We start from the raw sequence: 20,927 nt of genomic DNA on the forward strand, positions 1-20,927 counted from the left end.
CACTTTGGAAAGAAGAAAATGGTTCTGAAAAGCCCATCTCTGGAGAAAAATGATTTGAAAGGAAGAGGAAGAACAGGACAGAGGAAGGAAGAAAAAGATGAATTATAAAATGATCCTGCAGTACGATGGCACGCGCTATAACGGCTGGCAGAAGCAGGGAAATACGGACAACACGATTCAGGGCAAGCTCGAAACGCTGTTGTCCAGGATCGCAGGAGAGCCGGTGGAGATCCACGGCGCGGGCAGAACCGATGCCGGCGTCCATGCGGCGGGACAGGTCGCAAATGCAAAGTTCCATACTGATTTATCCGATGAAGAACTTCTGCAGACAATCAACCATTATCTGCCGGAAGACATCGAAGTCACCAGCCTCGCGCGGATGCCGGAGCGCTTCCACAGCCGTCTGAATGCGGTGGACAAAACATACGAATACCGTATCGTGATCGATGGCAGAAAACATGTTTTCGAGCGGAAATACGTGTATTTTCCGGAAGCACCGCTCGATGTGGAAAAAATGAAAGAAGCATCGAAAGCGTTTATCGGAACGTATGATTTCAGGAGCTTCTGTGCCAACAAACGTATGAAAAAATCGACAGTACGGACGATTACCGGAATTGATTTCTGCGAGAAAGACGGGATTCTTATCATTTCCTATACCGGAACCGGTTTTCTGTACCACATGGTGCGGATCCTGACCGGAACACTTGTGGAGGCCGGGATGGGAAAACGGGATATCGCATCAATGACGGAGCTTCTCAAAGCAAAAAATCGCGAAAGTGCGGGTTTTCTTGCACCGGCATGCGGACTCCTGTTAAAAGAAGTCCGATATGAATAACCGAAATAATCAGGGCAATGCACCAGCCTTTTTTGCATAAAAAACCGAAAAAAGGCTGTGAATTGATAAATGCAGCATAGAAAAGAGAAAGGATGAGGTGAAAAGCATGTTTCAGAAGAAAAGAAATACTTTTCATGGCGGCGTTCACCCGTACGAGGGAAAAGAGCTCTCTAAGGACAAACCGATTGTCAAAGCGCAGCCGGGCAACTTATTGTATTACGCAGTGTCACAGCACATCGGAGCGCCTGCTGTGCCGATCGTACAAAAAGGCGATCATGTAAAAGCGGGACAGAAAATCGCAGAAGCGGGAGGGTTTGTTTCGGCTCCTGTTTACGCATCGGTTTCCGGCACGGTAAAAGGAATTGAGAAAAAAGTTTCCGCAGCCGGTTCCCCGGTAGACTGTATCGTTGTGGAGAACGACGGGTTGTATGAAAAAGAAACATTTGAGGAGTGCCCGCACTGGGAAAAACTCGACGCAGATACGATTCGGAACAAGATCAAAGAGGCCGGAATCGTGGGAATGGGAGGTGCAGGCTTCCCGACACACGTCAAAGTATCCCCGAAAGATCCGTCAGCGATTGACCACATTCTCGTCAATGGAGCAGAGTGTGAGCCGTATCTGACGAGCGACTATCGCAGAATGCTCGAAGAGCCGGAAAAGGTGATCGGAGGCTTAAAAATCATGCTGCATATGTTCCCGAAAGCAAAGGGAATTATCTGCATTGAGGACAACAAACCGGACTGTATCGCGAAATTTTGCGAGCTGGTGCTTCCGGGGGACAATATTGAGGTTCTAGAACTAAAACGAAATACCCGCAGGGTGCCGAGCGTATGCTGATCTATGCAGCAACGGGGCGAAAGGTAAATTCTTCCATGCTGCCGGCGGACGCGGGCTGTATCGTGGATAACATTGATACCGTGACCGCTATTTACCAGGCAGTCCGCTTCGGCGAACCGCTGATGAGCCGTATCGTTACCGTGACGGGAGATGCTGTACAGAATCCGTGCAACTTTGAAGTACCGGTCGGCATGCTCTTGTCCGAACTTTTAGAGCAGGCAGGCGGTTTGAAAAACGAGGCGGTCAAGATCATCTGCGGCGGCCCGATGATGGGAAGAGCCCTGTTTACAATGGATGTTCCTGTTACCAAGACAACATCTGCACTGACCTGCCTTACGGAGGATGAAGTATCTGCGCTGGCACCATCTGCCTGCATCAATTGCGGACGCTGTGTTTCCGTCTGTCCGGGTCAGATTCTTCCGGCCCGCCTTTCTGTTTTTGCGGAGCACGGTGAGGAAGAGAAGTTCCTGAAATATGGCGGAATGGAGTGCTGTGAATGTGGCTGTTGTTCCTTTATCTGCCCGGCAAGACGTCCGCTGACGCAGGAGATCAGCTCAATGCGTAAAGTGCTTCTGGCAAAGAGAAAGAAAAAATAGGGGGACCTTACATATGAATGGATTATTACACGTATCATCTTCCCCGCACGCACGGTCCAAGGTAACGACGGATAAAATCATGTTTGCCGTCCTGCTTGCCCTTGCCCCGACAGCCTGCGTGGGAATCTGGAATTTCGGCCTTAGGGCGCTGCTTCTGATTGTGATTTCGATGGCAGTCTGTCCCCTGACGGAATATCTGTATGAAAAAGGAATGAAGAAACCGGCGACGATTGCCGACGGCAGTGCACTGGTAACCGGCCTTCTGCTGGCCATGAACATGCCGGTGCAGGCGCCTCTTTGGATGCCGGTAATCGGCGGTGTGTTTGCAATTCTCGTCGTAAAACAGCTTTTCGGCGGTCTTGGCCAGAACATTATGAATCCGGCGCTTGCAGGAAGATGCTTCCTTTTGATTTCCTTCCCGGGTCATATGACCAACTTCGCTGCCCCGGCAGCCGCACACCTCGTGGATACCGTATCCGGTGCGACACCGCTCGCCGCAGCAAAAGCAGGAGAGCAGGTGAATCTGCTGTCCATGTTCCTTGGAAATACGGCCGGAACGATCGGTGAGACTTCCGCACTGGCACTTCTGATTGGCGGCATTTTCCTTGTCTGCATTCATGTGATCGACCTCAATATTCCGCTCATCTACATTGGAACAGAGCTTTTATTTGCCCTGATTTTCGGCGGCCACGGTTTTGATATCAACTTCCTTGGCGCGCATCTTTTTGGCGGTGGTCTGATGCTTGGTGCGTGGTTCATGGCAACTGATTACGTTACCCGTCCGATCACAAAGAAGGGACAGTATATCTACGCGGTCATTTTAGGACTTCTGACCGGTGTATTCCGTATCTTTGGAAATTCGGCAGAGGGCGTTTCCTATGCCATCATCTTTACCAATCTTCTGGTTCCGCTTATTGAGCGCGTGACCGTGCCGGTTGGATTCGGAAGAGGAGGCAAGAAAAAAGCATGAACAAAATCATAAAAAACGCACTGATTCTTGCGGCGATCACGCTGATTGCCGGATTGCTTCTCGGGGCGGCACATCAGGTAACCCTGGAGCCGATTCAGAAGCAACAGGAGAAAGAAAAACAGGAATCCTGCCAGAATGTATTTCCAGAGGCAGCTTCCTTTGAAGAAGTAACGATGAGCGATGCAGAAAAGGCAGAGCTTGCGGCAGCATTAACTGGCCACGATTTTAATGCCCAGACGATAGATGAGCTGCTGTTTGCAAAAGACGCATCCGGCGCGACGATCGGCCTGGTTGAGATCATCTCCACAACCGAAGGCTATGGCGGCGGCATGCAGTTCTCGATGGGAATTGCATCGGACGGAACGACAAAAGGAATCTCTTTCCTGTCACTTTCCGAGACGGCCGGCCTTGGTATGCGTGCCGACACAGACGATTTCAAGAATCAGTTCAAGGATAAAAACGTAGAAGCATTCTCCTACACAAAATCCGGCGCATCCGCGGATGATGAAATCGATGCGCTGAGCGGAGCAACTCTGACAACGAACGCTGTAACAAACGGTGTCAATGCAGGAATCTGCTGTTTTAACTACTGCAACGAATCCGGTCTGCTTTCCGGAGAGGGAGGGAACTCATGAGAAAAGATACGCCGCTGGAACGGCTTTATAATGGTATCATAAAAGAAAACCCGACCTCGTCATGATGCTAGGTATGTGTCCGACGCTTGCGGTTACCACTTCTGCAAAGAACGGTATCGGCATGGGCCTTGCGACGATGGTCATCCTGACCGCCTCCAACCTGATGATTTCCCTGCTTCGGAAAATCATCCCGGACGGCGTGCGTATGCCAGCATACATCGTTGTTGTGGCATCGTTTGTAACCATCGTGGAATTTTTGATGGAAGGTTTTATTCGGGCACTCTATTCCGCCCTTGGCATCTACATCCCGCTGATCGTTGTAAACTGTATCATCCTGGGACGCGCCGAGGCATATGCTGGAAACATGGTCCGATCCCGTCTTTATTTGATGGTATCGGAATGGGCCTTGGTTTTACCGTCGGTCTGACCCTGATCGGTATGTTCCGTGAACTGATCGGAGCCGGAACCCTGTTCGGTATCCAGGTAATGCCAGGCGCTTACGAACCGGTCAACATCTTTATTATGGCGCCGGGAGCCTTCCTTGTGCTGGCAATGCTCGTTGCGGTGCAGAACCGCATCAAACGCCAGAAGTCAGAGAAAACCGGAAAACCGGCAGTCCCGGCAGAAGAGACCGGCTGTATGGCATGTGCCAATAAGGCATACTGCCAGGCTGTGAAAGGAAAGGAGGAAGCGAAATGAAAGAACTGATTTTAATTGCGATCGGTGCGGCGCTGGTGAACAACGTTGTCTTAAGCCAGTTCCTCGGCATCTGTGCTTTCCTCGGTGTTTCCAAAAAGATGGATACGGCGGCCGGCATGGGCGGAGCGGTTATTTTTGTCCTCACGATTTCTTCATTTGTGACAAGTCTGATTTACAAATTTATCCTGGCACCGGCAGAACTTGATTATCTGAAAACGATCGTTTTCATTCTTGTCATCGCGGCGCTGGTACAGCTCGTTGAGATGTTCCTGAAAAAGACGATTCCGTCTCTGTATCGAGCGCTCGGCGTTTACCTTCCGCTGATTACAACAAACTGCGCGGTACTCGGTGTGGCACTCATCAACGTACAGAAGGATTACACGATTCTGCAGGGTACGGTTTACGGTCTGGCAACCGCAATCGGCTTTACGATTGCCATGGTGCTGATGGCCGGCCTGCGGGAAAAGATGGAGTACAACGATATCCCGGAGTCATTCAAAGGAATGCCGATCGTTCTTCTTACGGCTATGCTGATGTCAATGGCATTTATGGGATTTTCCGGAATGATCTAGGAGGGATGAAGAGATGAATGGTATTTTAGCAGCCACCCTGATGGTGGGTGGAACCGGCCTTTTGATTGGTATTCTCCTTGGAATTGCCGGAAAGAAGTTTTATGTGGAAGTGGACGAGCGCGAGACGAAGGTCCGTGAAGCGCTGCCGGGCAACAACTGCGGCGGCTGCGGTTACCCGGGCTGTGACGGAGCGGCGGCTGCAGTGGTAAAGGGTGAAGCCCCGATTTCGGTCTGTCCAGTCGGCGGTTCTCCGGTTGCGGCAGCGATCGGTGCCATTATGGGACAGGAAGCCGGAGCACAGGAGCGCAGAAAAGCAGTGGTACGGTGCGCCGGTACGTGTGACGTGGCAAAGAACAAGTATGAATACACGGGTGCAAGGGACTGCTCCTACGCTGGTTTTGTACCGGGCGGCGGTCCGAAGAGCTGCGGAAACGGATGTCTTGGTTTTGGAAACTGCGTGAAGGCATGTAAGTTTGATGCGATCCATATTGAAAACGGCATTGCCGTTGTGGACGGCGAAGCGTGCAAGGCATGCGGTGCCTGCGTGAAGGCCTGTCCGAGAAATCTGATCGACCTGATTCCGTATGAGCAGAAGATCACGGTGAAATGCCGCTCAACCGAGAAGGGCAAGGCGGTGATGGCAGCGTGTGAGATCGGCTGTATCGGATGTAAGAAGTGCGAGAAGAACTGCCCGTCGGATGCAATTCACGTTGTGGACCAGCGCGCGGAGATCGACCCGGCAAAATGTACAGGCTGCGGCCTCTGCGCGGAGAACTGCCCGCGGAAGTGTATTATGGTAGAAAAATAAAAATGAGAAATTCCATGCTGTGGGAGGGAACTTCTGCGGCGTGGAATTTTTGCTTTTCGGTGATATCGTGTTAGCCAATGCCGGGGGTGGCTGGCTTGACTTGAATTTGGGAAAATGATAAACTGAAAGTCAGAAAACGAGGGGCGAAAAGCTAAAAAAATATAAAATAGCAGAAAGGACGGGGCAAAAGTATGACAATGACAATGGATGAACTGATGAAAGTGCTCGATATGCAGGAGGATATTCTGCAGTTTACGCATTTTACAAATGCAGACGCATGGGAACTGGGAACGATGATCCTGATGGAGGCAAGACGGCGCGGAGCGCAGGTTGGCATCATGATTCGCAGAAGCAACGGGGAAGTTGTATTCCAGTATTGTGATAACGGCATTACGCCGCACAATGTGGAGCTGATGAGACGGAAGAGCAATTCGGTGCTTCTGACGGAGCGGAGTTCGCTGCAGCTCTACATGGCAGCGACGAATGCGCCGGAGAGCGTAAAACAGATGGTACTGGACCCGAAGGAATACGCAATGCTGGGCGGAGGTTTTCCGATCTGCGTGGAAGAAGTCGGCGTTGTGGCAACCGTAGCAGTGTCCGGCATGGGACAGGTTTCGGATCATGATGTGATTGTGAAATGCATCAGCAAATATTTGCATATCGATGAAGTACCGAGAATCAGAACTGTATGAAAATGATGATTGAAACTAAATTTTGTGTATGATACAATGTCACCGGCAAAAAGACATGACAGTTCCATCAGGGACAACAAAACCCCCGTGAGCGGCAACTCACGGGGGTTGGTTTATGTCAGCAGGTTTTGCATATCTTCCGGCAGTGGTGCGTGGAAGTTTAAGGGTTCTCCGGTGATCGGATGGACGAAGGAGAGCGATGCAGAGTGAAGTGCCTGGCGGGGGAAAGTGCCGGGAGTTTTGTTGTAGAGGGTATCGCCGAGCAGCGGATGGCCGATGTAAGCCATGTGGACGCGGATCTGGTGGGTGCGGCCGGTTTCGAGGTTGAGTTCGAGGTGGGAGAAAACGGAGCAGTGTGCGAGGGTGCGGTAATGGGTTACGGAGCGCTCGCCGGAGGCAAAGTCGACGGTGCGTTGGATGAGGGAGCCGTCGAGGCGGGCGATCGGGGCGTCGATGGTGCCGGATGCAGCGGTTTCGCCGAGGGCGAAGGCCTGATACGTGCGGTGGATTTCGCGGGAGCGCATGGCCTGGGAGAGGACGGCGGCGCTTAAGGCGTGCTTGGCGAGTACGATAAGGCCGGTGGTGTCGCGGTCGAGGCGGTTGATGCAGCGGTAGACGAAGGGTTCACCTTTCTGTTCAAAATACCATGCAATGCCGTTTGCCAGCGTATTTTCATAATTTCCAATCGACGGATGAATCGGCGTATCAGCGGGTTTATCCACAACGAGGATGTCGTCATCCTCATACACAACCGAAAACGGAACCGGCCGCGGCAGAATTCCGTCGGAGGGTTCTGTTTCGACAAGGTGCGTTTCGATCACATCCCCGGCGTGCACGGCCTGGCTCGTCCAGGCGCGGACGCCGTTTCGGAAAATGCCGTCCTCTGTGCGTTTTAGCCCGTAATAATATGGCGCGAATATCCATGCCGGCGGAGAAACCATTCCACAGTCAGATTTTCCCGTTCCTCCTCCGGCGAAACCACATATGTAAACCTGTGTCCCATACACAAAACCTCCGTTTCTATAGCTTTTTTATCGAATGAACCCTGTCATTTCGGGGCAAAATTTCAAAAAGAGACTTTCCCAGTCTTTCGCAAGTATAGCCGAAAACAGATGGAAAAGCAAGAAACTTACCTTTCTATAGCGAAAATATAAAAAAGTATAAAAGTTTCATGAAATGTCAGAATTTGATTGATTTTAGCGAAAGAAAAGTTTATGCTACTAAAAAAGAAAGAAAATCAAGAAACAGGAGGGGATACAGATGAAACAGGTGCAAAAACCGAAAAAACCCATAATTTTTTATTATGTGATTGCGCTGATCGTCATTCTGCTGTTAAATCTTCTGCTTTTCCCGAGACTTCTCGAGCCAAAAGTAACAGAAGTTGATTACGGAAAATTTTTGCAGATGGTAGATAACAACGAAATCAGCGAAGTCCAGATCCAGTCAAATGAGATTATTTTCAGCGACAAATCAAGCCCGGCGAATTATTATAAGACGGGTGTGATGAATGATTACAAGCTGGTAGATCGTTTATATGAGGCAGGTATTACCGAATTCGGAACGCCGATCATAGAGCAGATGTCGCCACTCATGGAATTTCTTTTAACATGGGTAATACCGATCGTTGTGATGGTTGCGCTCGGACAGTGGCTGATGAAACGCATGACGAGCAAGATGATGGGCGGCATGGGAAATGCGATGAGCTTTGGAAAGAGCAACGCCAAGGTTTATGTACAGTCCGAAACCGGCATTAAATTTGCAGATGTTGCCGGAGAGGATGAGGCAAAAGAAATTTTACAGGAGATTGTTGACTTCCTCCATAATCCCAAAAAATATGAAGAAATTGGTGCAAAAATGCCGAAAGGAGCACTGCTTGTCGGCCCTCCAGGAACCGGTAAAACGCTGCTTGCAAAGGCAGTAGCCGGAGAGGCAAATGTTCCGTTCTTCTCCATTTCCGGTTCTGAGTTTGTCGAGATGTTCGTCGGCATGGGAGCTGCGAAGGTGCGTGACCTGTTCCAGCAGGCAAATGAGAAAGCACCGTGTATCGTCTTTATCGATGAGATCGATACCGTCGGCAAAAAACGTGACGGCGGCGGATTCTCCGGAAACGACGAGCGTGAGCAGACCCTGAACCAGCTGCTTGCCGAGATGGATGGATTCGATGGAAAGAAAGGCGTTGTCATTCTGGCAGCGACGAACCGTCCGGATTCCCTGGACCCGGCACTTCTTCGTCCGGGCCGTTTCGACCGCCGTGTGCCGGTTGAACTGCCTGACTTAAAAGGCCGTGAGGAAATCCTGAAAGTCCATGCGAAAAACATCCGCGTGGGCGACAATGTCGATTACAATGCGATCGCACGTATGGCATCCGGTGCTTCTGGTGCAGAACTTGCCAATATGATCAACGAGGCAGCACTCCGTGCCGTCCGTGATGGAAGAAAATTCGTCACCCAGGCGGATCTGGAGGAGAGCGTTGAGGTTGTCATCGCCGGATACCAGAAGAAGAATAAGATCATGACCGACAAAGAGAAACTGATCGTTTCCTACCACGAGGTCGGCCATGCACTCGTCGCAGCACTGCAGAGCCATTCCGCTCCAGTTACGAAGATCACCATTATCCCGCGTACGTCCGGCGCCCTCGGCTATACGATGCAGGTGGATGAAGATGAGCATAATCTGATGAGCCGTGAAGAGCTGGAAAATAAAATTGCAACCCTGACCGGCGGCCGTGTGGCAGAGGATCTGGTGTTCCATTCCATCACGACAGGTGCTTCGAACGATATCGAGCAGGCAACGAAGGTGGCAAGAGCCATGATCACCCGCTTCGGTATGAACGAGGAATTTGGTATGGTTGCATTTGAGACGGTAACGAACCAGTACCTCGGCGGTGACACTTCCCTGGCATGCTCCGAATCGACAGCAGCACAGATTGATGAGAAGGTTGTTGCAGCAGTCAGAAAACAGTACGACAAAGCAGAGCAGCTCTTAAAAGATAACATGCCGAAACTCCACGAGCTGGCAAAATATCTGTATGAGAAAGAGACGATCACAGGTGATGAGTTTATGGAAATCCTGAATTTATCCCCGGATCAGCTCACGACAACGAGAATGGAAACAAACTAAAAAGCGATAAAAGCAGATGAGAATCCCGCGTTTCAAGGCGACTTCAGCCTTGCGCGGGATTCTTTCTTGTGCTATAATGCTGTAATGCGAAATTATGACACAAAAAGACAGATTTTTTTAGGATAGACCAAGAGAACATAAGGAGAAACGCAATGAAGAAAAAACAGGCATGGAAAGTGATGGGTGCTGTCCTTGCGGGCACACTGGTATTTTCCGATGCAGTTCCGCTCCGTGCCAGCGCATCGGCAGGAACGGAAAAAAGCGCAGTACAGAACGAAACTGTCTCCGGAACGGAGAACGGTACAGAGACAAAACGGGCAGCCGTTTATGTGAATCTGAAAACCGGCGATGATACGGCAGACGGTACAACGGCAGAGACAGCAGTAAAAACCGTGGAAAAAGCACAGGAGCTTCTTGCAGTTGCAGCGGCAGAACTGCAGGCGGACGGGAAAACAACCGAAAAAAACACTGCTGCAGATACCAGCAAAACGGCAGCGGAGGAAGCAGCAGAAAAATATCTGGTATTCGTCGGAATGGATGAAAAAGAGCTGGAAACGTATCGAAAGAAACAGCAGAAAACAGACTTTTGGGGAAGAGTAACAGATACCGTTTTTGCGGCAGATGAAATCGTGGTGACAGAAGCCGGATATGAGGCTGTTCTGGCAGCAGAAAAAGCAAAAGAAACGGTTTCGGAAACACCAACGCTTGCGCCAGGCGAGTCTCCGGCACCGGATGCGGCAGAAGATACCGTAACACCAACTCCGGGTCCGACGGAAACGCCGGATGCAGAGCCAACCGCAGAACCAACGGTGACCCCGGACGCAGAACCGACGGAAACGCCGGACGCAGAGCCGACCGTAACGCCGGCGGAGGAACCAACGGCAACTCCGACACCGGATGCGGACAACGGAGAAGATACAGGGGATACACCAACGGCAGCGCCGACACCGGATGCGGAACCGACCGTAACGCCGGAAGTAACTCCGACGACAGCACCGGGCGAGAATACCGATGACAGTGAAAATCCGGAGAATCCGGAAACTCCGGCAGAAGATCCAACCGTGACACCTGCCCCGGATGATACAGCAAAAGACGATCCTGCAGCAGATGATACAAACCAGGACGATACAAACCAGGATAACCAGAACGGAACGGGAAATGATGCATCATCGGACCAGTGGAAACAGGATGAAAATCTGGATGACCTTGTAAAAGATGAAATTCAGAAAGAAAACGAAACCGTAAAAAATTTCGATGAAATTTCCAATCCATCCGGTACGGACAGCACAGAAGACGGCTATCTGATCTCCAATGTCTCTCTTTTGATCCAGCCGGTGGCAGTAAGTCTGTCCAGAAGCCTTGTATCAGAGGAGCAGACGGAAACAGCAGAAGCTGAGACGGCGGACGAAGGCGAGCATGAACTGCTTGCAGCTGCAGAGCAGAAATCCAACCTGAGTGCAGGTGAAATGACAGCAAGTGCAGCCGATGACGTAAGTACGCTGCGTGCCGCAGGAACGATCCTTGTAGGACCGGACAACTACGGAACGAATAAGACATCCACTCCGACTCCGACAGCCACACCGTCGAAGAGCAGCAGTAACAACAGCTCTTCCAATTCCAATACCGGAAGCACAAAGATTCCGCAGAAGAAGACACAGACCACTGTAAGCATCCGCAGCATCCCGGTCAACACCGGCGATGAGACGATGGTGCTTCCGCTGGCGATCAGCTCCGCACTTTCTGCAGCCGTTATGTTCTGCATGGCATTCCTTCAGATGCAGGCGAAACGCGCAAATAGCATGGCCGCATGGCTGGAATTCAAAAAGAATCATCCGTTTGACGAAAAATAAAGAAACAGGCATATCCGGAAAAGCCATTCCATACATTTACAGTATGGGAGGGCTTTTTCTTATGGAAGAAAAGAAAACATGGGCGGTGGGTGCGGGCAGCGGGATCAGCTGGCTGAAGGCTCTTCTCGTTTCCTATCTGATCTCGGTGCTTCTTCTTTTGCTGCTGTCTTTCCTGCTCTGGAAATTTTCCTGGAAGGAAAGCTGGGTGCAGGCGGGCATTGTGGTGATCTATCTGGCATCAAGCTTTTCCGGCGGAAGAATGGCAGGAAACATGGCGGGAAAACGGCGGTTTCTCTGGGGCATCTGCTTTGGAATCGTGTATTTTGCCATTCTGATCATCGTCTCCGCAGTCTTCCTGCCGGGCGGATTTGCCGGAGCCGGAAGACTTCTGTGGGCGGCAGCAGTCTGTGCCGTCGGCGGAATGGCAGGCGGAATGACGGCACACGGCAGATAAAAGCGGACAAAACAGAACATTTTTTCAAAAAACAGACTTTTAAATTTGAAAAACCTATGCTATAATGGGAAGAGCTAATGGCCGAAGACTATAAAAAAGTCGCGCGTCAACTACAATGAAGGAGGAATGTGCCATGAAACACATCAAAACTTTAAATACAAAAAGCTTACAGAACACTGTAAAAAAAGGTGGATGCGGTGAGTGCCAGACATCCTGCCAGTCCGCATGTAAGACTTCTTGCACCGTAGGCAACCAGAGCTGCGAGCATAAGTAAAAGTAATCCATAAGGACGAGTAAAAGGTGTTCCCAGAACCGGTTTCGCCGGATTTGGGAACATTCTTTTTGCCAGGCACATCAAAAAAAGAGAGAGTTATAGAAAGGAATACCACAGTGATACATTTATATAAAAGCAATGGCTTCAACATGGTGCTGGACGTCAACAGCGGCTCCGTCCATGTTGTGGATGACTGCGTATACGATGTCCTTTCCTGCATGAACGAAGGAAAAAATGCAGAAGAGGCAGCAGAGGCGCTTAGCAGTAAATATGCCGAGCAGGACATCACCGAAGCCAGAGAAGAAATTCAGGAACTTACAGATAACGGCATGCTCTTTACAAAAGACATTTACGAAAACGCAATTGATCAGTTTTCCAACCGTCCGACCGTCGTAAAAGCACTCTGCCTCCACATTGCACACGACTGCAACCTTGCCTGTCGTTACTGCTTCGCAGAAGAGGGCGAGTATCACGGAAGACGTGCACTGATGTCCCTGGAAGTCGGCAAAAAAGCGCTTGATTTCCTGATCGCAAACTCCGGCAGCAGAAGAAACCTCGAGGTAGATTTCTTCGGCGGTGAACCGCTGATGAACTGGGATGTTGTAAAACAGCTCGTAGCCTACGGAAGAGAACAGGAGAAGTTACATAACAAGAACTTCCGTTTCACCCTGACCACCAACGGTGTTCTCTTAAACGACGAGGTCATGGAGTTCTGCAATAAAGAGATGGGCAACGTCGTATTAAGTATCGACGGAAGAAAAGAAGTTCACGATCACATGCGTCCGTTCCGCAAAGGTGCCGGAAGCTACGATCTGATCGTGCCGAAATTCCAGAAATTCGCTGAGCTTCGTCATCAGGATAAATACTATGTGCGCGGAACCTTCACGCATTACAACACAGACTTTGCAGCTGATGTTCTCCATCTGGCAGACCTCGGCTTCAAGCAGATCTCGGTTGAGCCTGTTGTAGCGCCTCCGACCGAGGACTATGCGATCCGTGAGGAAGACCTTCCGGTGATCTTCGAACAGTACGACATTCTGGCAAGAGAGATGATCAAGAGAGAAAAAGAAGGAAGAGGCTTCAATTTCTTCCACTTTATGATCGATCTGACCGGCGGACCATGTGTTTATAAACGTCTTTCCGGCTGCGGTTCCGGAACCGAGTACCTTGCGGTAACACCGTGGGGCGATTTCTATCCGTGCCACCAGTTCGTAGGACAGGAAGATTTCTGCCTTGGAAATGTTTACGAAGGCGTGAAAAAGACAGAAACGGTCAACGAATTCAAAAAATGCAACGTTTATTCCAAAAAGGAGTGCAGCCAGTGCTTTGCACGGTTCTACTGCAGCGGCGGATGCGCGGCAAACTCCTACAACTTCACAGGTAAGATCAACGATGTTTACGAGATCGGCTGTAAGATGCAGCAGAAGCGGATCGAGTGCGCATTGATGATAAAGGCAGCTCTGGCCGAAGATTAAAGAAAAGAGGAAAATCGCGACATGATGAAAAAGAAACAGAGTATCATCGCGCTCGTCCTGGCAGCCATTGTAACAGTGCTTCTTGGATGGACGATGATCAAAGGATGGGGTCCTACCGGAACCGGTTCGATGAAGAACATCAACCTGGGTCTGGATCTGTCCGGCGGTGTCAGCATTACCTACCAGGCCGTAAAGGACAACCCGACAGACGAAGAAATGTCAGATACCCGCTACAAGCTGGAACAGCGTGCGCAGCAGTACAGCGAAGAGGCACAGGTATATCTGCAGGGCGACAACCGTATCACCATTGAAATCCCGGGTGCAACCGATGCAACCACCATTCTGGAAGAGATGGGTAAACCGGGAAGCCTGTATTTCATCAAACAGACCAACGATGACGGAACAGAAAACTACACCTACGACAGCTCGACCGGCGAGTACGTTCTGAACGGAAAAACTATCGAAGAGCTCGAGGAGGACGGCTCCGTCGTTCTGACCGGTAAAGATGTGGAGAGCGCAGAAGCCATGCATCAGCAGAACTCCACCACAAAAGCAACCGAGAGCGTCGTTCAGCTGAAAATGACCGACGAAGGAAAACAGAAATTTGCAGACGCAACCCAGGAAGCCTACAGCGCAGGAAAGAGCATCGGTATCTATTATGATGAAAAATTCGTCAGTGTACCGAGTGTAAACGCTGTGATTTCCGATGGTACTGCAGTCATCTCCGGCGGAAACATGGACTGGGATGAAGCAACCAGCCTGGCATCCACCCTCCGTATCGGTTCCCTTTCCCTGAAACTTGAGGAGATCAACTCCAGCGTCGTTGGAGCACAGCTTGGATCTGCAGCTGTTTCCACCAGCGTAAAAGCGGGAGCGATCGGCATTGTACTGATTATCCTTTTCCTTGCAATCGTATATCGCCTGCCTGGTATTGCTGCCGGATGGGCACTGCTCATCTATGTTGAGCTGAATCTGATTGCTTTAAATGCATTTGACCTGACATTGACCCTGCCTGGTATCGCAGGTGTTATCCTGTCGATCGGTATGGCGGTCGATGCGAACGTTATCATTTATGCCCGTATCGAGGAGGAGATCGGTGCCGGAAAGACGGTTCATGCGGCAATCCGCGACGGATTCAAGAAGGCAGCTTCTGCCATCCTGGACGGAAACGTGACGACCTTGATTGCAGCAGCTGTTCTGTATGCGCTTGCGAGCGGAAGTGTCCGCGGATTCGCCATGACACTTGCTCTTGGTATTGTTCTTTCCATGTTCAGCGCCATGGTTGTTTCCAGACTGCTGGTCAACAGCCTGTACGGTATGGGACTGAAGGATGCGAAATACTACGGAACCAAGAAAGAGCGCAAGGGATTTCCATTTGTGGAAAAGAGAAAGATCTTCTTCACGATCTCCTGCATTCTGCTGCTTGCCGTTCCAGCCAGCATGATTTTCATGCATCAGACAAAGGGAAGCGCACTGAACTTCGGCCTTGACTTCAAGGGCGGTACTTCCATCAACGTTCCGTTCAACGAGGATTACTCCATCGAAGAGCTGGACAAAGAGGTAGAGCCGGTTGTGGAAGGCGTGACAAAAGATTCCAATATTCAGATGACAAAGGTTGTCGGAGGCAACAATGTCATCATCAAAACACGTTCTCTGACTCTGGAAGAGCGTGAGCAGGTTTACCAGGCAATGGCAGACAATTTCGGTGTCGATACTTCTGAAATCACTTTCGACAACATTTCTTCTACTGTAAGTAAAGAAATGAGCCAGAATGCGATGAAAGCAGTTATCATCGCTGTAGTCTGCATGCTGCTGTACATCTGGATCCGTTTCCGCGACATCCGTTTCGCATCGAGTGCCATCCTTGCACTGATGCACGATATCGCCATTGTATTCGGATTCTATGTGGTATCCCGTATTTCGGTCGGCAGCACCTTTATCGCGTGTATGCTGACGATCCTCGGCTATTCCATCAACAGTACGATCGTCATCTTCGACCGTATCCGTGAGAATCTGCCGGAGTTAAAGAGAGAGCCGATCGAGTCCCTGGTTGACCGCTGCATCACGGACACCCTGACCCGAAGCATTTACAGTTCCCTCACCACCTTTATCACCATCTTTGTTCTGTTCGTGATGGGAGTTTCTTCCATCCGCGACTTTGCAGCACCTCTGATGGTTGGTATCGTATGCGGAGCTTACACTTCTGTCTGCATCACAGGTGCCCTGTGGTATGTGATGAAGCACGTTGGAAAAAACAAATATGTGCCGTCCAAAGCAGTACAGAATAAGACAAAAAATAAATAAAAGCAGCAAAAACCATAAAAAGAGAAACGCCGGACCGGAAAAGTCCGGCGTTTCCTGCTAACAGGAAAGAGGAGAACATATGAAGAAAGAACGCTGGGTAGTTTCGGCAAAACGCGCCGATTTCCAGGCAATTGCGGACCGGTTCGGCATCGATCCCGTCATCGCCCGCCTGATCCGGAACCGGGATGTGACCGGGGAGAAAGAGATCGAAGAGTATCTCTTCGGTGATCTGGAGCAGCTCCACGATCCGCTGCTGATGAAGGATATGGAGCGCGCGGCAGATCTGATCGCAGAAAAAATTCGGGAGAAAAAGCCGATCCGCATCATCGGGGACTACGACATCGACGGTGTTACGGCAACGTATATTCTGCTGACCGGATTAAAAGATCTCGGTGCCGATGCGGATGTGCGTATCCCGGACCGGATTGCAGACGGATACGGCTTAAATGAGCATCTTGTGCAGTTTGCCGCGGATGAGGGGCGGGACACGATCGTCACCTGTGACAACGGCATCGCGGCGGGCAGTCAGATCCGTCTGGCAAAAGAACTTGGCATGACGGTTGTTGTGACGGACCACCACGAGGTTCCGTTTGAGGAGGATGAAAACGGAGAACGCCGCTACATCCTGCCGCCAGCGGACGCGGTTGTCAATCCGAAACAGAAAGACTGTTCCTATCCGTTTCCGGGCCTCTGCGGTGCGGCCGTCGCATGGAAACTGATCCAGACGATGGAGGCAAAAGCAGGTATTCCAAAGGAGCACAGCTTCCGCTTTCTGGAATTTGTCGCCATTGCGACGATCGGTGATGTGATGGATCTGCAGGGAGAAAACCGGATTTTTGTAAAAGCCGGCCTCGGGCGCTCCATAAAACGCAGAACCTCGGCCTGCAGGAGCTGATCCGTGTGCAGGGCATCGAGGCGGAAAACGTGACACCGTATCACATCGGCTTCGTTCTCGGCCCGTGCATCAACGCATCGGGACGGCTTGACACGGCGGAGCATTCGTTAAAACTGCTCTGCGCAAAGACACGTGAGGAGGCCGCAAAGCTTGCCGGGGACTTGAAAGACCTGAATGAAAGCCGCAAAGAGCTGACGCGCCAGGGTGAGGCGAAAGCAATCGAGCTCGTGGAAACCTCCCCGCTGCAGAACGACAAAGTCCTCGTCGTCTATCTGCCGGACTGCCACGAGAGCCTTGCCGGAATCATCGCAGGTCGCCTGCGGGAGCACTTCCACAAACCATCCTTCGTACTCACCAGAAGTGAGGAGGGCGTCAAGGGCTCCGGCCGCTCGATCGAAGCGTATTCGATGTATGAGGAGCTCTGCAAATGCAAAGAACTGATGACGAAATTCGGCGGCCACCCGATGGCTGCGGGCCTTTCCCTCGCAGGAGAGGAGATGATCGAACCGTTCCGCCGGGCACTGAACGATAATTCCACGCTGACGGAAGAGGATTTCGTCGAAAAAGTTGTGATCGATGTGCCGATGCCGATCACCTACATCACCAAAAATCTGATCCGCCAGTTAAGTCTCTTGGAGCCGTTCGGAAAAGGCAACACGAAACCGCTGTTCGCACAGAAAGGACTGACTGTATTAAATTACCGCATTTTTGGAAAGAATAGAAACGTGGTGAAAGTACAGCTTGCCGATGCGGGCGGATACCAGATGGATGGTGTCTATTTCGGCGAGGGAGAAGCGTTCGCCGCATACGTGGATGCACATCCGACCCTCTCGGTAGCGTACTATCCGTCGATCGATACGTGGAACGGACGCGACAAATTACAGATCAATATCCAGAGTTATTTTTAAAGATGCAGAAAAGCCGCAAATACCTGATTTTTCTGCCCTGTTTTCTATCGGAAACAAAATTGACGCAGAAGAATATTGATGCTATACTGTAAGGTGAATTGTCAAACCTTGACGAAACGGAGGAATATTTTATGAAAAAAGTAGAGGATTACGTAAGAAGTATTCCGGATTTCCCGGAACCGGGTATTATTTTCAGAGATGTAACGAGTATCCTGCAGGACGCAGACGGACTGCAGCTTGCCATAGATGAGATGCAGCATTTTGTAGAAGAAGTAGACTGTGACGTAATCTGCGGAACCGAGTCCCGCGGCTTCATTTTCGGTATGCCGATTGCTTACAATCTGCACAAACCGTTCGTGCCGATCCGTAAAAAAGGAAAACTTCCTCTGGAGACCATCGAGGAGAGGTATGACCTGGAGTACGGCAGCGCAACGATCGAGATGCACAAAGACTCCATCAAACCGGGCCAGAAGGTAGTCATCATCGACGACCTGATTGCAACCGGCGGTACCGTGGAGGCTTGTGCAAAAATGATCGAGCGCCTCGGCGGCGAAGTAACCAGAATCGTGTTCCTGATGGAGCTTGCCGGCTTAAAAGGACGCGAAAAACTGGCAAAATATGATGTAAAATCTGTCATCCGTTACGATGGCAAATAACGTATCCAACGAAACGCAGGGGTTAATCATGAGAGCGGAGGATACATATGGAAGAAGAGAAAAGAATCAGTGAAGAAGAATTAAAGAAGGATGTGGCGGCGGCAGAAGCCAGAATCCGCAAGACGGACGATTTTACAAGTCCGGAGGAATTATACGGGGAATTGATCGCTTCTGTGAAAAAATATCATCCATCGGACGATATTTCCCTGATCGAAAAAGCATACCGCGTGGCAGCGGATGCACATAAGGACCAGAAAAGAAAGAGCGGGGAACCGTACATCATCCATCCGCTCTGTGTGGCAATTATCCTGGCAGATCTGGAGCTCGACAAGGAGTCGATCGCGGCAGGCCTTCTGCACGACGTTGTCGAAGATACCGTCATGACCGAAGAGGAGCTGACCGAGGAGTTCGGCCCGGAGGTGTCCTGATTGTAAGCGGTGTCACGAAGCTGGCACAGCTGAAATATTCTGCGGATAAGGTCGAGGAGCAGGCAGAAAACCTGAGAAAGATGTTCCTTGCGATGGCAAAGGATATCCGTGTTATTCTGGTAAAACTGGCGGACCGTCTGCACAACATGCGGACTGCACAGTACTGGTCGCCGGAGACGCAGAAGAAAAAAGCGCGTGAGACGATGGATATTTATGCCCCGATCGCACAGCGCCTCGGTATTTCCAAGATCAAGGTCGAACTCGATGACCTTTCTCTGAAATATCTGGAGCCGGATGCGTACTATGAACTGGTGCAGAAGGTCAGCATGAAGCGGGAGCAGCGGCAGGAGTTTGTCGATGCGATCGTAAAAGAGGTGACCCGTCATATCCACCAGGCCGGCATTGAGGCAGATGTCAACGGACGAATCAAGCACTTTTTCAGCATCTACAAAAAGATGGTCAACCAGCATAAGACGCTGGATCAGATCTATGACCTCTTTGCGGTCCGCATCATCGTGGAATCCGTCAAAGACTGCTATGCAGCGCTCGGTGTCATCCATGAAATGTACACGCCGATCCCGGGCCGTTTCAAAGATTACATTGCGATGCCGAAGCCAAACCGTTACCAGTCCCTGCATACAACCCTGATCGGACCGAACGGACAGCCGTTTGAGATTCAGATCCGTACTTATGAGATGCACCGGATTGCAGAATACGGTATCGCTGCACACTGGAAATACAAAGAGGCCTCCGACGGCAAGAAACCGGGACCGGAGCAGGAAGAGGAAAAACTGACCTGGCTGCGCCAGATTCTGGAGTGGCAGCAGGACATGGCGGACAACCATGAGTTCATGAACCTCTTAAAGAGCGATCTCGACCTGTTTGCCGACAATGTTTACTGTTTCAGCCCGGCGGGCGATGTCAAAACGCTTCCGGTCGGCTCCTGTGCCATCGACTTTGCTTATTCCGTCCACAGTGCGGTCGGCAACAAGATGGTCGGAGCGAGGGTCAACGGAAAACTCGTGCCGATCGAGACGGAACTTCACAACGGAGACCGCGTCGAGATCATCACCTCGCAGAACTCCAAGGGACCGAGCCGCGACTGGCTGAAAATTGCGAAGAGTTCCCAGGCAAAGAGCCGCATCAACCAGTGGTTCCGCCAGCAGAACAAGACGGACAACATCGTCAAAGGCAAGGAAATGCTCACCAGCTATGCAAAGCTGAAGGGCAAAAACCTTGGAATCTATACGAAACCGATGTACGAAGAGGCTGTCATGAGAAAGTACGGCTTCCGCGACTGGGATTCCGTTCTTGCGGCCATCGGCCACGGCGGCTTAAAAGAGGGCCAGGTCCTCAACAAGCTGATTGAGACGTACGAAAAGCAACATAAAAAAGAGATCACCGACGAGCAGGTGCTCGAGGCGGCATCCGGAGAGAAAGTTCTGCCGGTTGGAAAGAGCAAGGGCGGCATCGTCGTGCGCGGTATCCACGATGTGGCAGTTCGCTTCTCAAAATGCTGCAATCCGATCCCGGGCGATGAGATCGTGGGCTTTGTCACAAGAGGACGCGGCGTGACCATTCACCGCACCGACTGTGTCAATGTCCTGAATCTGCCGGAATCTGAGCGGGCGCGCCTCATTGATGCTGAATGGCAGGCAGAGGACAACGGCGGCTCTCTCTATACCGTGGAGATCAGCGTTTACGCAAACAACCGTACCGGTCTTCTGGTGGATATCTCCAAGATCTTTACCGAGCGGAAGATCGACCTTGCGGCGATGAACGTGAGAACGAGCAAGCAGGGAACGGCTTCCATCGATGTGACGTTCGACGTGCACAACAACGAAGAGCTGAACAGCATCATCGAGAAGGTACGCCAGGTGGAGAGCGTGATCGATATTCAGAGATCGAGAGGATAAAA

The 20,927-nt window shown here is 50.9% G+C and carries 14 protein-coding genes and 4 pseudogenes; 17 read left to right on the plus strand and 1 reads right to left on the minus strand.

The window, feature by feature from the left end:
* Positions 1 to 97: 97 nt before the first annotated feature.
* The 8 genes and pseudogenes from truA to DWZ60_RS07480 all read left to right on the plus strand — a co-directional run bounded on the left by truA (position 98) and on the right by DWZ60_RS07480 (position 6,645).
* Complete coding sequence (gene truA / locus DWZ60_RS07445; RefSeq protein WP_117760794.1) at positions 98 to 835, plus strand: tRNA pseudouridine(38-40) synthase TruA; 738 nt, start codon at positions 98 to 100, stop codon at positions 833 to 835.
* 106 nt (positions 836 to 941) lie between these two features.
* Positions 942 to 2,269 (plus strand): annotated as a pseudogene (gene rsxC / locus DWZ60_RS20700) (electron transport complex subunit RsxC).
* Positions 2,270 to 2,282: 13 nt separating this feature from the next.
* A complete protein-coding gene (locus DWZ60_RS07455) occupies positions 2,283 to 3,239 on the plus strand; it encodes an RnfABCDGE type electron transport complex subunit D (protein WP_119221457.1) in 957 nt (318 codons plus the stop codon).
* Entirely contained in the window at positions 3,236 to 3,874 is a 639-nt protein-coding gene (locus DWZ60_RS07460; RefSeq protein ID WP_119221458.1) for an FMN-binding protein, read from the plus strand. Before DWZ60_RS07455 ends, DWZ60_RS07460 begins: the two co-directional genes overlap by 4 nt.
* Positions 3,871 to 4,573, plus strand: a pseudogene (rsxE, locus tag DWZ60_RS20705) (electron transport complex subunit RsxE). The gene DWZ60_RS07460 and the pseudogene rsxE overlap by 4 nt, the downstream one beginning before the upstream one ends.
* Positions 4,570 to 5,145: an electron transport complex subunit RsxA gene (gene rsxA / locus DWZ60_RS07470; protein ID WP_022461368.1), complete on the plus strand. Its 576-nt coding sequence runs from the start codon at positions 4,570 to 4,572 to the stop codon at positions 5,143 to 5,145. The pseudogene rsxE and the gene rsxA overlap by 4 nt, the downstream one beginning before the upstream one ends.
* A 13-nt stretch (positions 5,146 to 5,158) precedes the next feature.
* Positions 5,159 to 5,953: an RnfABCDGE type electron transport complex subunit B gene (locus DWZ60_RS07475; RefSeq protein WP_055219472.1), complete on the plus strand. Its 795-nt coding sequence runs from the start codon at positions 5,159 to 5,161 to the stop codon at positions 5,951 to 5,953.
* Positions 5,954 to 6,144: 191 nt separating this feature from the next.
* Complete coding sequence (locus DWZ60_RS07480) at positions 6,145 to 6,645, plus strand: heme-degrading domain-containing protein (RefSeq protein WP_022461366.1); 501 nt, start codon at positions 6,145 to 6,147, stop codon at positions 6,643 to 6,645.
* A 113-nt stretch (positions 6,646 to 6,758) separates the two neighbouring features.
* On the opposite strand, the gene DWZ60_RS07485 is transcribed toward DWZ60_RS07480, so the two are convergent.
* Positions 6,759 to 7,652: an RluA family pseudouridine synthase gene (locus DWZ60_RS07485; RefSeq protein ID WP_330422174.1), complete on the minus strand. Its 894-nt coding sequence runs from the start codon at positions 7,650 to 7,652 to the stop codon at positions 6,759 to 6,761.
* 253 nt (positions 7,653 to 7,905) lie between these two features.
* Here DWZ60_RS07485 and ftsH point away from each other — a divergent pair, with 253 nt between their 5' ends.
* The 9 genes and pseudogenes from ftsH (at position 7,906) to DWZ60_RS07525 (ending at position 20,925) form a co-directional block, all read left to right on the plus strand.
* On the plus strand, positions 7,906 to 9,765 hold the full coding sequence (gene ftsH, locus DWZ60_RS07490; RefSeq protein ID WP_117509257.1) for an ATP-dependent zinc metalloprotease FtsH: 1,860 nt from the start codon (positions 7,906 to 7,908) through the stop codon (positions 9,763 to 9,765).
* Positions 9,766 to 9,917: 152 nt separating this feature from the next.
* Positions 9,918 to 11,615 (plus strand): hypothetical protein, encoded by a 1,698-nt coding sequence (locus tag DWZ60_RS17270; RefSeq protein ID WP_158576351.1) that lies wholly within the window; start codon positions 9,918 to 9,920, stop codon positions 11,613 to 11,615.
* A gap of 61 nt (positions 11,616 to 11,676) precedes the next feature.
* Positions 11,677 to 12,069: a TIGR04086 family membrane protein gene (locus DWZ60_RS17275; RefSeq protein ID WP_158554962.1), complete on the plus strand. Its 393-nt coding sequence runs from the start codon at positions 11,677 to 11,679 to the stop codon at positions 12,067 to 12,069.
* 133 nt (positions 12,070 to 12,202) lie between these two features.
* Positions 12,203 to 12,343 (plus strand): six-cysteine ranthipeptide SCIFF, encoded by a 141-nt coding sequence (gene scfA / locus DWZ60_RS07500; RefSeq protein WP_022461131.1) that lies wholly within the window; start codon positions 12,203 to 12,205, stop codon positions 12,341 to 12,343.
* A gap of 116 nt (positions 12,344 to 12,459) precedes the next feature.
* On the plus strand, positions 12,460 to 13,818 hold the full coding sequence (scfB, locus tag DWZ60_RS07505) for a thioether cross-link-forming SCIFF peptide maturase (protein ID WP_117509255.1): 1,359 nt from the start codon (positions 12,460 to 12,462) through the stop codon (positions 13,816 to 13,818).
* 24 nt (positions 13,819 to 13,842) lie between these two features.
* Positions 13,843 to 16,122, plus strand: coding sequence for a protein translocase subunit SecD (gene secD, locus DWZ60_RS07510; RefSeq protein WP_117509424.1), 2,280 nt, complete (start codon positions 13,843 to 13,845; stop codon positions 16,120 to 16,122).
* 79 nt (positions 16,123 to 16,201) lie between these two features.
* A pseudogene (gene recJ / locus DWZ60_RS20710) lies at positions 16,202 to 17,925 on the plus strand (single-stranded-DNA-specific exonuclease RecJ).
* Positions 17,926 to 18,056: 131 nt separating this feature from the next.
* Positions 18,057 to 18,581, plus strand: a complete 525-nt coding sequence (locus tag DWZ60_RS07520; RefSeq protein WP_119221460.1) for an adenine phosphoribosyltransferase — start codon at positions 18,057 to 18,059, stop codon at positions 18,579 to 18,581.
* Positions 18,582 to 18,628: 47 nt separating this feature from the next.
* Positions 18,629 to 20,925, plus strand: a pseudogene (locus DWZ60_RS07525) (RelA/SpoT family protein).
* The last annotated feature ends 2 nt before the right edge of the window (positions 20,926 to 20,927 follow it).

Origin of the sequence: Blautia sp. AF34-10, assembly GCF_003477865.1 — a bacterium.
Lineage (GTDB): Bacteria > Bacillota > Clostridia > Lachnospirales > Lachnospiraceae > Fusicatenibacter > Fusicatenibacter saccharivorans.

Excerpts from the sequence above, each read along its gene's own strand:
- truA (WP_117760794.1), top strand. The coding sequence starts at position 98 with ATGAATTATAAAATGATCCTGCAGTACGATGGCACGCGCTATAACGGC.
- DWZ60_RS07455 (WP_119221457.1), top strand. The coding sequence starts at position 2,283 with ATGAATGGATTATTACACGTATCATCTTCCCCGCACGCACGGTCCAAG.
- DWZ60_RS07460 (WP_119221458.1), top strand. The coding sequence starts at position 3,236 with ATGAACAAAATCATAAAAAACGCACTGATTCTTGCGGCGATCACGCTG.
- rsxA (WP_022461368.1), top strand. The coding sequence starts at position 4,570 with ATGAAAGAACTGATTTTAATTGCGATCGGTGCGGCGCTGGTGAACAAC.
- DWZ60_RS07475 (WP_055219472.1), top strand. The coding sequence starts at position 5,159 with ATGAATGGTATTTTAGCAGCCACCCTGATGGTGGGTGGAACCGGCCTT.
- DWZ60_RS07480 (WP_022461366.1), top strand. The coding sequence starts at position 6,145 with ATGACAATGACAATGGATGAACTGATGAAAGTGCTCGATATGCAGGAG.
- ftsH (WP_117509257.1), top strand. The coding sequence starts at position 7,906 with ATGAAACAGGTGCAAAAACCGAAAAAACCCATAATTTTTTATTATGTG.
- DWZ60_RS17270 (WP_158576351.1), top strand. The coding sequence starts at position 9,918 with ATGAAGAAAAAACAGGCATGGAAAGTGATGGGTGCTGTCCTTGCGGGC.
- DWZ60_RS17275 (WP_158554962.1), top strand. The coding sequence starts at position 11,677 with ATGGAAGAAAAGAAAACATGGGCGGTGGGTGCGGGCAGCGGGATCAGC.
- scfA (WP_022461131.1), top strand. The coding sequence starts at position 12,203 with ATGAAACACATCAAAACTTTAAATACAAAAAGCTTACAGAACACTGTA.
- secD (WP_117509424.1), top strand. The coding sequence starts at position 13,843 with ATGAAAAAGAAACAGAGTATCATCGCGCTCGTCCTGGCAGCCATTGTA.
- DWZ60_RS07520 (WP_119221460.1), top strand. The coding sequence starts at position 18,057 with ATGAAAAAAGTAGAGGATTACGTAAGAAGTATTCCGGATTTCCCGGAA.